The organism is Stenotrophomonas sp. 112478_Sma, assembly GCF_056479905.1.
The window spans coordinates 1992083-2004720 of record NZ_CM151072.1 but is presented as its reverse complement, the minus strand read 5'-3'; the positions used below and the strand labels follow the sequence as shown (position 1 = coordinate 2004720).

Here is a 12638-nt window from a genome sequence, read left to right as displayed (position 1 = left end):
CTTTAGGGAAATCTTGCGGGAATTCAACGCGCCACGATTACGTCACCACGGGCATCCACCGTGCCCTGCACGATGCGCCGCGAGGACAGGTTCTCCACCGAGATGCGTTCGTTCTCGCCGGCATCGCCCATCGCCCGGCCCGCGATGCGCACCTCGACCGAGCCGCGCCGCGACACCAGCGCCACACTGTCTCCGCGCTTGATGAGACGCTGGGTGACCAGGTCGTTGCTCGACAGCAGCGTTCCAGCCTGCAGCGGACGCCGGGCAATGCGGCCGATCGCTGCATTGGGATCGGCCAGCACGGCCCCGGCAATGCGTGCAGCATCGCGTTGGGCGGTACTGATATCGGCAGCCGTCAGCGTTTCTCCAGCAGCGATGCCGCGTGCAAGCACCAGCACCGTCTGGTTGCGCCGCACCTTCACCGGTACGAACAGGCGCCAGCCGCCCGCATCGGGGCAGCTGACCTCGACCGTGGTGTTCGCTGTCGGCTGCACCTGCAGCGCTCCCCCGCACCGGGGAAGACGCAGCGCGTCAGCCACCTGGGCCTCGCCTTCGCTGCCGGCAGGCAGGCTCGACAACGCCGCCGCACGGATGCTGGCCACCGGCTGCCAGTCGGCGGCCACTGCCCAGGGCGAGGCAATGGCCAGTGCGACTGCCAGGATGGAGGAGATCGGGCGCATGGCGCCTCCTGTCGATGGGACCTGGCCCGGACGCGTGCAAGCGGCGTGCCAGTGCGACGCGCGGCACCACACTCGGCGCCGCTGGATCGGACCCTCAAGTTCCCGCCGCTGCACGCCGATACAGCAGCCATGTCCCATGACCTGCTCAACCGGATCGACCAGCGGACCCGCCTGGCCGGCCACAACCGACTGGCGCTGCTGCTGTTCCGCCTCGGCGGACGTCAGCTTTTTGGCGTCAATGTATTCAAGGTGCAGGAAGTGCTGCGGCGCCCGGAGCTGTTCCAGGTGCCCGGCCTGCCCGGGCAGTTCGCCGGCGTGGCCGATGTGCGCGGACGCTCGGTGCCGGTCCTGGACCTGGGCCTGGCGATCGGCCATCCCGAGCGCGAGCCGGATGCCGATACCTCGCCCGGCTACCTTGTCGTCACTGAATTCAACCGCTCGATCCAGGGCTTCCTGGTCAGCGGCGTGGAGCGCATCGTCAACATCGCGGTGGAGGACATCCATCCGCCACCGGAACTGGGCGCTGAATCGAGCTATCTGACGGCGGTCACCCGCTTCCAGGGCGAGCTGATCCAGGTGATCGACGTGGAAAGCGTACTGGCCGACATCGCGCAGATCCGGGGCGAGGCCGTGCTCGATCCAGAGATGGCCATGCCTGCCGACGGCCCGCAGCTGCAGGTGCTGGTGGTGGACGACTCGCGGGTGGCACGCCAGCAGATCCGCAGCGTACTGGACCAGCTGGGGGTCGGCGCCACCCTGCTCTCCGATGGCCGGCAGGCGCTGGACCACCTGCTGCAGATCCACGCCTCGGGCGAGAATCCCGCCGACCGCTACGCCATGGTCATCTCCGATATCGAGATGCCGGCGATGGACGGCTACACGCTGACGACGGAAATCCGGCGCCATCCGGGGCTGGCGGGGCTGTACGTGCTGCTGCACACCTCGCTGTCGGGCGTATTCAACAACGCGATGGTCGAGCGCGTGGGCGCCAATGCCTTCGTCGCCAAGTACTCCCCGCACGAGCTGGCCGATTTCGTGCTGGACCGCCTGCGCAAGGTGGCGATGGCGGCCTGAGGCCGCCGGGGTTCCCCGCCGGGCATGGCCCGGCGAGCGTAGCGGCGCCCCGCCCCGCCCACGACCTTTTGGCACACCGCTTGCAGCTTCCCGGGCAACGTTCCCGTGGGAGTGCATCGTGCGCAACCTGATTACCGACTACCTGGGCGTACATGCCCAGGCCATGCCGTTGCGCGAACAGCGGATGAAGCTGATCGCCAGCAATCTCGGCAATGCCGATACCCCCGGCTACAAGGCCCAGGACCTGGACTTCGACGCCGCCCTGCGCAGCGCACAGGGACAGGATGGCAACGGCCTGATGGCCATCACCCACGAGCAGCACTATGCGATCAACAACGGCCTGAATCCGTTCCAGATCGCGCGCGAGGGTGTCCAACCCAGCCTTGACGGCAATACCGTCGATCCGGATGCAGAGCGCGCCGCCTACGGTCGCGCCGCGCTGGAGTACCGCGCATCGCTCAGCTTCGTCGAGAGCAAGGTCCGTTCCATGCTGACCGCGATCACGGGGCAATAAGCCATGAGCAACCTGCCGATCTTCGACATCGCCGGCTCCGCGCTGCAGGCGCAGTCGGTGCGCATGAGCACCATCGCCTCCAACCTGTCCAACGCCGACACCGTTGCCGGCTCGGCCGAGGCCGTCTACAAGCCGCTGGAGCCGATCTTCCAGGCGGTCACGAGCAAGGACGACCCGAACATCACCTCGGTGCAGGTGAAGGAAATCACCCGCAGCGAGGCGGCGCCGATCAAGCGCTACGAGCCCGGCCACCCGCTTGCCGACGCCGACGGCTACATCTACCAGCCCGACGTCGATCCTGTCGCGCAGATGGTCAATCTGATCTCGACCTCGCGCAACTACCAGGCCGGCGTGGAGATGCTGACCACCGCCAAGGAACTGGCCCTGGCCACCCTGACCATGGGCCGCTGAGGCCCGCAGTACCGGATACCGCCATGACCACTGCCGTCAACAACCAGACCAGCCAGGACGTCTACTCCGCACTGGGCCTGAATGCTCCCAACAGCAACGCCACCAAGAAGAAGAACACCCTGGACCAGGCCGACTTCCTGCGCCTGATGACCGAGCAGCTGCAGCACCAGGACCCGCTCAAGCCCATGGACAACACGCAGATGGTCGCGCAGATGGCGCAGATGTCGACCGTGCAGGGCATCACCGATCTGAACACCACGGTGCAGGGCTTCCAGCAGTCGATGGCCAGCGACCAGGTGCTGCGTGGCGCCGCGCTGGTGGGACACCAGGTGCTGGTGCCGTCCGAGAAGCTGGTGCTGGAGAACGAAGGCAGCGTCGAGGGCACGGTGGCCGCGCCCGGCGCCGGCATCATCACCGTGGACATCACCGATGCCAACGGCGCCAAGGTCACCTCGATCAGCGTCGAGGCCAAGGCCGCGGGCGAAACCGCATTCCAGTGGGATGGCAAGGATGCCGCCGGCAACCGCATGGAGCCGGGCAAGTACAGCGTGGTCGCCAACCATGTCGATACCGCTGGCAAGAGCACCAAGCTGTCCACCTATGTGCAGGCACCGGTGGAAAGCGTGACCGTCGGTTCCGATGGCCTGTACCTGAACCTCAAGGGCCTGGGCACGGCCCCGATCGACTACGTGCTCCGCGTCAGCTGAGCCGCCTACCCGCATCTACCAGGAGCATCCCATGGGCTTCAATGTCTCGCTGTCCGGCATCAATGCCGCCAACTCCGACCTGAGCGTCACCGCCAACAACGTCGCCAACGTCAACACCACCGGCTTCAAGCAGTCGCGCGCCGAGTTCGCCGACCTGTTCGCCGCCACCAGCTACGGCCTGTCGAAGAACGCGGTCGGCTCGGGCGTGCGCGTCTCCAACGTGGCCCAGCAGTTCATCCAGGGCAACAACGAGCAGACCGGCCGCAGCCTGGACATGGCGATTTCCGGTGAGGGCTTCTTCACCATGAACATGAACGGCCAGCGGGTGTACTCGCGTGCCGGCAACTTCCAGACCGATGCCGCAGGCTACGTGACCAACCCGCAGGGCGCGCGCCTGCAGGTGTTCGCGCCCAACGCCGACGGCACCAACTTCGACGCCGGTCGCATGATCGACCTGCAGCTGCTGACCACCGACAGCCCGCCCCGGCAGACCAACGATGTAAAGGTTGGTTTCACCCTGCCGGCCAACGCCAAGGAACCGACGGTGCAGCCGTTCGATGCCACCAATTCCAACAGCTACAACCACTCCAGCGGCGGCATTACCGTGTATGACTCGCTGGGCGTGAGCCACATCCAGGTGTCGTACTTCGTCAAGGAAGCCGGCGTCAACCAGTGGACCGTGCACAACTTCGTGGACGGCGAACCCGCAGGTACCCCGACGCCGGTCACCTTCGACAACAGCGGCAAGCTGACCGCACCGGCCAACGGCAGGATCAGCCTCGGCACGTTCACCCCGACCACCGGGGCGGGCGAGTTGAACATGACCCTGGACGTGAGCGGCTCGACCCAGTACGGCGAGAAGTTCGCCCTGCGCAACACCCAGCAGGACGGTTACGCCGCGGGCAAGCTCAACGAAATCACGGTGTCGGACACCGGCGTGGTCTACGCACGCTACTCCAATGGCGACGACAAGCCGCTCGGCCAGGTTGCGCTGACCACCTTCAACAACCCGCAGGGCCTGGAGCAGAAGGGCAACAACGTGTGGGCGGAGACGTTCGATTCGGGTACGGCCCGTACCGGAATGCCCGATACCTCCAACCTCGGCAAGATCCAGGCCGGCTCGCTGGAGGCGTCCACTGTCGACCTGACCGAGCAGCTGGTCAACATGATCACCGCGCAGCGCAACTTCCAGGCCAACGCACAGATGATCACCACCCAGGACCAGATCACCCAGACCGTCATCAACATCCGTTGATGAGCCGCTGACCCTGTCACGGAACTCCCCGCATGGATAAAGCCCTCTACGTGGCGATGACCGGTGCCCGCGCCTCCCTGCAGGCGCAGGGAACGCTCAGCCACAACCTCGCCAACTCCGATACCCCCGGCTTCAAGGAAGCGCTGGCCAACACCGAGGCCTTCCCGATCCAGGGCCGGGGCTTTGCCTCGCGGGTCGATGCGCTGCACGTCGACGCCGGCTTCAACCGCCGGCCCGGTGCGCAGCACATCACCGGCAAGCCGCTGGACCTGGCGCTGCAGACCGGCACCTGGCTGGCCGTGCAGTCCACCGACGGCAGCGAAGCGTACACGCGCGGCGCGGCACTGTCGGTGACACCGAACGGTCAGCTGGTGACTTCCGGTGGGCGCCCGGTACTGGATGACAACAACAACCCGATCGCCATTCCGCCGCACCAGGCGATGGAGATCGGCAACGACGGCACGATCTCGATCATTCCGCAGGGTGAAGGCCCGCAGACCATGGCCATGATCGGCCGGATCAAGGTGGTGCAGGCACCGGACGAACGGCTCGAGCGCGGTCTTGATGGCCTGTTCCGCAACACCGATCCGCTGCGGCCGTTCGCCCAGGCCCTCGGGCCCACCGTGCACAGCGGCCAGCTGGAGGGCAGCAACGTCGATGCCGCCGGTGCACTGGTGCAGATGATCCAGCTGCAACGCCAGTACGAAATGCAGGTGCAGGTGATCAAGCACGGTGATGACAACGCACGCAGCGCCAACAGCCTGCTGCGACTGGGCAGCTGACGGAATTCCGCCGGCGCCGCGTAACGGCACTGGCACACCGCTTGCACGCCGTACCCCATGGGCCGCAGCACGCGGCCGGTTTCAGCAGACAGGACTCCGAAGATGAACCAGGCATTGTGGATCGCGAAAACCGGACTGGATGCGCAGCAGATGCGCATGTCGGTGGTTTCCAACAACCTCGCCAACACCAACACCACCGGCTTCAAGCAGGACCGCGCCAGCTTCGAGGATCTGTTGTACCAGCAGGTCCGCCAGCCGGGCGGCGCATCGTCGGCGCAGACCCAGCTGCCGACCGGCCTGCAGCTGGGCACGGGCGTGCGCGTGGTGGCCACCGCCAAGAACTTCGAGCAGGGCAGCCAGCAGCAGACCGGCCGCGCGCTGGACGTGATGGTCAATGGCCGGGGCTTCTTCGAGGTGCAGCTGCCCGATGGCAGCTCCGCCTACACCCGCGACGGCTCGTTCAAGATCAACCAGGACAGCGAACTGGTCACCAACAGCGGTTACCCGGTGCAGCCCGGCATCCAGATTCCCGAAGGCGCGCAGTCGGTAACCATCGGCAGCGACGGCACCATCAGCGTGAAGATGGCCGACGACGCCGCATCGGTGGAAATCGGTGCGCTGACCCTGACCGACTTCGTCAATCCCGCAGGCCTGCAGGCGCGCGGCGAGAACCTGTTCCTGGAAACCACCGCCTCGGGGCCGGCGCAGAACGGCAATCCGGGCCTGAACGGGCTCGGCAACGTGGTCCAGGGTGCGCTCGAGGGCAGCAACGTGAACGTGGTGGAGGAGCTGGTGTCGATGATCGAAACCCAGCGCGCCTACGAGATGAACGCCAAGGCGATCTCGACCACCGACTCAATGCTGGCCTACCTCAACAACAAGATCTGACCGGCCCAACCGGGATAACGCCATGTCGCCCATTTCCACCCTCGCCCGCACTGTCCTCGCCAGCACGATGGCCGCCCTGCTCGGCGGCTGCGTGATTGCCGGCGACGTGCGCCCCTACCCCGCGATGGCGCCGCTGCAGCCGATCATGCCGCCCCAGGCGGAGCCGACGGCCGGTGCGATCTATGCGGCAGGGCCAACCCTGCAGCTGTACTCGGACCGCCGCGCGCGTGATGTCGGCGACCTGCTGACCATCACGCTGCTGGAAAACACCACCGCGCAGACCAGCGCCAACACCGCCACCAACAAGGAATCGAATCTGAGCCTGGGGACGCCCTCGATCTTCGGTGCGCCGGTCACCCTGGGCGGCAAGGACATCCTCAGCGCCAGCGCCAAGGGCGCGCGCGACTTCACCGGCAAGGGCAACAGCGCACAGAGCAACCGCCTGCAGGGCAGCGTCACGGTCACCGTGATCCAGCGCCTGCCCAATGGCAACCTGGTCGTGCAGGGACAGAAGAATCTGCGCCTGAACCAGGGCGACGAGCTGGTGCAGGTGCAGGGCGTCGTGCGCCCGGGTGACATCAGTCCGGACAACACCCTTCCCTCCAGCCGTGTAGCCGAGGCCCGCATCGTCTACGGCGGCCGCGGTCCGGTCGCGCAATCCAACGCGATGGGCTGGCTGAGCCGCTTCTTCAACTCCGGCCTGACGCCGTTCTGAGCATGCCATGACGCTTACCTTCTTCTCTTCCTGGCACCGCCTGTCAGCGCTGTGCTGCCTGGTGCTGCTGGCAGTGGCTGCGCCCGCCAATGCCGAGCGCATCAAGGATCTGGCCCAGGTCGGCGGCGTGCGCGGCAACGCGCTGGTCGGCTACGGCCTGGTGGTCGGCCTGGATGGCAGTGGCGACCGCACCAGCCAGGCCCCCTTCACCGTGCAGAGCCTGAAGAACCTGCTGGGCGAGCTGGGCGTGAATGTGCCGGCCAACGTCAATCCGCAGCTGAAGAACGTCGCCGCCGTGGCGATCCACGCCGAACTGCCACCGTTCGCCAAGCCAGGGCAGCCCATCGACGTCACCGTGTCCTCGATCGGCAACGCGGTGTCGCTGCGTGGCGGCTCGCTGCTGATGGCGCCGCTGCGCGGTGCTGATGGCCAGGTCTACGCCATCGCACAGGGCAACCTGATCGTGGGCGGCTTCGGTGCCCAGGGCAAGGATGGCTCGCGGGTGTCGGTGAACGTGCCCAGCGTCGGCCGCATTCCCAACGGTGCCACGGTCGAACGCGCGTTGCCGGATGTGTTCGGTGCCAACGGCGAAATCACCCTGAACCTGCACAACAACGACTTCACCACCGTCTCGCGGATGGTCGCCGCGCTCAACAACGCCTTCGGCGAAGGCGCGGCACGCGCCGTCGACGGCGTGACTGTGGCGGTGGCCGCGCCGACCGACCCCGGTGCACGCATCGGCCTGCTTGCCCGCATCGAGAACCTGGAGCTGACCCCGGGCAGCGCCCCGGCCAAGGTCGTGGTCAACTCGCGTACGGGCACGGTGGTCATCGGCCAGCAGGTCCGCGTCGGCCCTGCGGCGATCTCGCACGGTTCGTTGACGGTGACCATCCAGGAGAACACCAACGTCAGCCAGCCCAACGCACTGGCCGGCGGCAGCACGGTGGTCAGCCCGCAGTCGACCATCACCGCCACCAACGATGGCAGCCGCATGTTCAAGTTCAATGGCGGGACCACACTGGATGAGATCGTGCACGCGGTGAACGCCGTCGGCGCCGCGCCGGGCGACCTCATCGCGATCCTGGAAGCACTGAAGCAGGCCGGCGCGCTGAGCGCCGAACTCGAGGTGATCTGACATGCGCATCGCCCCCGCCTTCGAGCTGAATCCGGCGCAGCAGAACGACCCGGCCAGGATCGACAAGGTCGCGCGGCAGCTGGAAGGCCAGTTCGCGCAGATGCTGGTCAAGAGCATGCGCGATGCCAGTTTCGGCGACTCGCTCTTTCCCGGTGAGAACAAGATGTTCCGGGAGATGTACGACCAGAAGATCGCCGAGGCGATGACCCGTGGCAAGGGACTCGGGCTGTCGGCCATGATCACCCGCCAGCTGTCCGGAGCGACCGCCGAAGGACCGGCGCTGGATACCGGCATCGGCGCTGCGAAGGCCAGCCGGGCCTATCAGCTCAACGCGCCCGCCAAGGCGGCGCCGTCGCTGCCGCTGGAGGACGCCGGCCAGGCCGTACGCATGCTGCAGCAGATGGCCGCAGGTGCACAGCAGGATGCATCGGCCGCCATCGCGCCGATGGAACAGGCCCTGGACCTGATCGCCGGCCGCGAAAGCAGCAGCGTCCACCGGTCGCTGGGCACCGATGATCCCTACATCGCCGGGCTTGACGGCCCCGACTGGGCAGCCCGCAACGACCAGTGGGCCGCCACTGCCAGCAACCGTGGCAGCGGCACTACGACCGATGCGCTGGCGACCCGCACCGCGGTTGCCCAGCTGGGTGCGCATACCCCGGAAGGCTTCGTCGCCAGCATCTGGCAGCACGCGCAGAGCGCAGCCCGGGAGCTGGGCGTGGACGCACGCGCGCTGGTTGCGCAGGCCGCACTGGAAACCGGCTGGGGCAAGCGCCAGATCAAGCACGCCGATGGCAGCACCTCGCACAACCTGTTCGGCATCAAGGCCAATGGCTGGAACGGGCAGCGTGCGGTGGCCGGCACCCATGAGTACGTCGATGGCGTGCGCCGTAATGAAACCGCAAGCTTCCGCGCCTACACCTCGCCGGCCGAGAGCTTCGCCGATTACGTGCGCCTGCTGAAGACCAGCCCGCGCTACCAGCAGGCCCTGCAGGCCGGCACCGATGTGCAGGGCTTCGCCCGGGGCCTGCAGCGGGCCGGCTATGCCACCGATCCGCGCTACGCGGCCAAGATCGCCGCGATCGCCGGCGGCCCGACCATCGAGCGTGCCGTCGCCGCCGTGACCGATGCCGGCAGTCGCCTTGGCCAGACCTTCGCCAGCACCGCAACAGCGGCGCTGGGTATCACCCGTCGTTGAGGAACCCCATGTCCAGCGTACTTTCCACCGGTACCGGTGCCCTGCTCGCCTTCCAGCGCGCCCTGGCAACCACCAGCCACAACGTGGCCAACCTCAACACGCCGGGTTACAGCCGGCAAAAGGTCAATTTCGCCACGGCCGATCCGCAGAACTTCGGCTACGGCACGGTGGGCAACGGCACGCGCATCACCGACATCCGGCGCACTGCCGACCAGCTGGCGATCTCGCGCCTGCTCGACAGCAGCGGTGAGCTGGCACGCCTGAAGCAGTTGTCCGGCATGGCCGACCGAGTCAACGCGCTGTTCTCCGACGCCGCCACCAACGTCGCAGGCGTCTGGTCCAGCTTCTTCGATTCGGTCAGCGGCCTGTCTTCCAATGCCTCCGGCACGGCCGACCGGCAGAGCATGCTGGACGGTGGCAAGGCCCTGGCCAACCGTTTCGTGCAGCTCAATACCCATCTGAACAACCTCAACAGCGAGGTCAACAACGGCCTGCTCGCCGGAGCGACCGAGGTCAACCGGCTGGCGCAGGAAATCGCCCAGATCAACGGCGCCATCGGCACCAACATCGCCAGCGCGGCCCCGGACCTGCTCGATCGCCGCGACCAGCTGATCTCGCAGCTGATCGGCTATACCGGTGGCACCGCGGTGATCCAGGACGGCGGCGTGATGAACGTCTACACCGCCGGCGGCAACGCACTGGTGGTCGGCACCACCGCCACCCGGGTCACCACCGTGGCCGATCCGTACCAGCCCGAGCGCCTGCAGCTGGCACTGGAAACGCAGGGCAACACCATCACCCTGGATCCCAAGGCCGTCGGCGGCCAGATCGGTGGGCTGATGGAGTTCCGCGACACCGTGCTGACCCCGGCGCAGGCGGAACTGGGCAAGCTGGCGATCGGCCTGGCCGACAGCTTCAACCAGGTCCACCACCAGGGCGTGGATCTCTACGGCCAGCTCGGCGGTGACTTCTTCAACATCGGCACGCCGCGGGTGACGGCCAACAGTGGCAACAGCGGGACGGCCAGCATCAGTGCCAGCTTCGGCGATCTCGGCAAGCTGGACGCGCAGAACGTCGTCCTGCAGTTCGATGGCACGCAGTGGAAGGCGAGCCGCGCCGACACCGGCGCCAGCATTCCGTTGACCGGCACCGGCACCGCCGCCGATCCGCTGGTGATCAACGGCGTCGAGCTGGTGGTCGGCGGCACGCCGGCAATCAACGACCGCTTCCTGCTGCAGCCCACTGCCGGCGTGGCCGGCAGCCTGGAGATCGCCATCACCGATCCCTCGCGCATCGCAGCCGCGGCTGCCGTGAAGGGCGCCGCCGCCACCGCCAATACCGGTACGGGCAAGCTCAGCGGCGTCTCCGTGACCGATGCCGGCCATGCTGACCTGCGCAATCCTGCGGCGATCGTCTTCACCTCCGCCACCACCTACACCATCGATGGTGGCCCACCGCAGACCTACACCCCGGGCCAGACCATCAGCGCCAACGGTTGGAGTTTCGTTCTCGACGGTGCACCGCGCACCGGCGACACCTTCAACATCACCCCGACCCCGGCCGGCTCTTCGGACAACAGCAACGCGGCAAGGCTGGCCAAGGTGGAGAGCGCCAAGGCGTTCAGCAGCGGCACCGTCACCCTGAACGGCGCACTGGGCGGGCTGACCACCCAGGTCGGCGCGGCAGCGCGCTCGGCCGAGTACTCGCTTGAAGCGCAGCTGGTGATCAACGAGAAGGCCCAGGACGCGCGCGACGAAATCTCCGGCGTCAACCTGGATGAGGAGGCGGCGAACATGCTCCGCCTGCAGCAGGCCTACCAGGCCGCCTCGCAGTTGATTTCCACAGCCGACAACATGTTCCAGACCATCCTGGGAGCCGTCCGCCGATGAGCAGCCGCATCTCCACCGGAATGATGTTCAACCAGTCGGTGACGCTGATGCTGGCCAAGCAGGCCAAGCTCAATCACCTGGAGCAGCAGATCGCCACCGGCAGCAAGATCGTCAGCGCCAAGGACGATCCCGTGGCCGCGGGCACCGCCGTGGGCCTGGACCGCAGCCTGGCGGCACTCGAGCGCATGGGCCTCAACGCCGGCAACGTGCAGAACCGGCTCGGCGTGCAGGAGAACACACTGGCCCAGGTCAACGATCTGATGGGCCGCGTCAGCGATCTGACGCTGCAGGCCAGCAATCCGGCGCTGAGCGCCGCGGACAAGAAGACCCTGATCACCGAGCTGAACCAGATCCGCGACGGCCTGCTGTCGCTGGCCAACAGCAGCGACGGTACCGGCCGCTATGTATTCGGCGGCACCCATGACGGCGATCCGCCGTTCGCCAAGATCGACGGCAAGGTGGTCTATCGTGGCGACCAGACCCAGCGCCAGGTGGAAGTGGGGCCGGACACCTACGTGCTCGACGCCCTGCCCGGCAGCGAGATCTTCATGCGCATTCCGACCGGCGATGGCTTCGTCGACGGCAGCGCCGCCACAGGCAACACCGGCAAGGGCGTGCTGACCAACATCACCCGCGACGGCAGCGACAGCTGGAACGGCCAAGCCTTCAGCGTGCGCTTCACCGCCAGCGACCAGTACGAGGTGCTGGACGCAACGGGCAACGTGACCAGTACCGGCTCCCTGAAGCCCGGCGACGAACTGGAAGTGAACGGCGTGCGCCTGCAGATCACCGGCGCTGCCGAGCCCGGCGATACCTTCAACGTGCAGCCGGCCGGAAGCCGCGACATCTTCGCGACGATGGACAAGCTGATCGCCGCACTCGACGCCGATACCGGCAGCACCGCGCAGCTGGCGGCGCAGCAGAACCAGCTGCAGAGTGCATTGCGCGACGTCGGCCGCGCGTCCGAGCGGATGATCGATTCGCGTGCTGCCGGCGGATCGCAGCTCAAGGCGCTGGACAATGCAGCGGACATGCGCGAAGCCAACAGCGTGACGTTGAAGACCACCCTGTCACAGATGCGCGACCTGGACTACGCCGATGCCCTGAGCCAGTACCAGTTGCAGAGCACCGCGCTGCAGGCTGCACAGACGATCTTCTCGCAGATGCAGTCGATGTCGCTGTTCAACAAGATCGGCTGATCCGTTTCCCGCACACGCCCATGAAGGCCGCGATGCCCTGCATCGCGGCCTTTTTCGTTTCCGCAGCGCGTTGCTGCTGCCTCGCCCGCGGGTGCGCCGCGCGCGTTCATTGACGACCCGCGCGCCCAGGTCCGCCCCACCCGGCGCCGCCAGCGGCGCCCGCCACCCCTGCCCGCCCCCCTTCCAGGCCG

Annotated in this window: 13 protein-coding genes; 12 read left to right on the top strand and 1 reads right to left on the bottom strand. The window is 67.1% G+C overall.

What is annotated here, in order from left to right:
* Positions 1-23: 23 nt before the first annotated feature.
* On the bottom strand, positions 24-680 hold the full coding sequence (gene flgA, locus ACZK08_RS09345) for a flagellar basal body P-ring formation chaperone FlgA (RefSeq protein WP_065182183.1): 657 nt from the start codon (positions 678-680) through the stop codon (positions 24-26).
* A 129-nt stretch (positions 681-809) separates the two neighbouring features.
* Here flgA and ACZK08_RS09340 point away from each other — a divergent pair, with 129 nt between their 5' ends.
* From ACZK08_RS09340 to flgL, 12 genes are all read left to right on the top strand, one after another.
* Positions 810-1754, top strand: a complete 945-nt coding sequence (locus ACZK08_RS09340; protein WP_065182182.1) for a chemotaxis protein — start codon at positions 810-812, stop codon at positions 1752-1754.
* Positions 1755-1872: 118 nt separating this feature from the next.
* Positions 1873-2268, top strand: a complete 396-nt coding sequence (flgB, locus tag ACZK08_RS09335; RefSeq protein WP_065182181.1) for a flagellar basal body rod protein FlgB — start codon at positions 1873-1875, stop codon at positions 2266-2268.
* A 3-nt stretch (positions 2269-2271) separates the two neighbouring features.
* On the top strand, positions 2272-2679 hold the full coding sequence (flgC, locus tag ACZK08_RS09330) for a flagellar basal body rod protein FlgC (protein ID WP_053517916.1): 408 nt from the start codon (positions 2272-2274) through the stop codon (positions 2677-2679).
* Between the two features lie 23 nt (positions 2680-2702).
* Positions 2703-3386 (top strand): flagellar hook assembly protein FlgD, encoded by a 684-nt coding sequence (locus ACZK08_RS09325; RefSeq protein ID WP_053517914.1) that lies wholly within the window; start codon positions 2703-2705, stop codon positions 3384-3386.
* Between the two features lie 31 nt (positions 3387-3417).
* Entirely contained in the window at positions 3418-4641 is a 1224-nt protein-coding gene (gene flgE, locus ACZK08_RS09320; protein ID WP_065182180.1) for a flagellar hook protein FlgE, read from the top strand.
* 32 nt (positions 4642-4673) lie between these two features.
* Positions 4674-5423 (top strand): flagellar basal body rod protein FlgF, encoded by a 750-nt coding sequence (locus tag ACZK08_RS09315; protein ID WP_065182179.1) that lies wholly within the window; start codon positions 4674-4676, stop codon positions 5421-5423.
* A 102-nt stretch (positions 5424-5525) separates the two neighbouring features.
* Positions 5526-6311, top strand: coding sequence for a flagellar basal-body rod protein FlgG (gene flgG / locus ACZK08_RS09310; RefSeq protein WP_053517910.1), 786 nt, complete (start codon positions 5526-5528; stop codon positions 6309-6311).
* A gap of 22 nt (positions 6312-6333) precedes the next feature.
* Positions 6334-7026, top strand: coding sequence for a flagellar basal body L-ring protein FlgH (gene flgH / locus ACZK08_RS09305; RefSeq protein WP_065182178.1), 693 nt, complete (start codon positions 6334-6336; stop codon positions 7024-7026).
* Positions 7027-7033: 7 nt separating this feature from the next.
* Positions 7034-8161: a flagellar basal body P-ring protein FlgI gene (locus ACZK08_RS09300; protein ID WP_065182177.1), complete on the top strand. Its 1128-nt coding sequence runs from the start codon at positions 7034-7036 to the stop codon at positions 8159-8161.
* Position 8162: 1 nt separating this feature from the next.
* Complete coding sequence (flgJ, locus tag ACZK08_RS09295) at positions 8163-9359, top strand: flagellar assembly peptidoglycan hydrolase FlgJ (protein WP_065182176.1); 1197 nt, start codon at positions 8163-8165, stop codon at positions 9357-9359.
* An 8-nt stretch (positions 9360-9367) separates the two neighbouring features.
* Positions 9368-11248 carry a flagellar hook-associated protein FlgK gene (flgK, locus tag ACZK08_RS09290; protein ID WP_053517907.1) on the top strand — a complete coding sequence of 627 codons (1881 nt, stop codon included), beginning with the start codon at positions 9368-9370 and terminating at the stop codon, positions 11246-11248.
* Complete coding sequence (flgL, locus tag ACZK08_RS09285; RefSeq protein ID WP_460256542.1) at positions 11245-12447, top strand: flagellar hook-associated protein FlgL; 1203 nt, start codon at positions 11245-11247, stop codon at positions 12445-12447. The genes flgK and flgL overlap by 4 nt, the downstream gene beginning before the upstream one ends.
* Positions 12448-12638 lie beyond the last annotated feature (191 nt).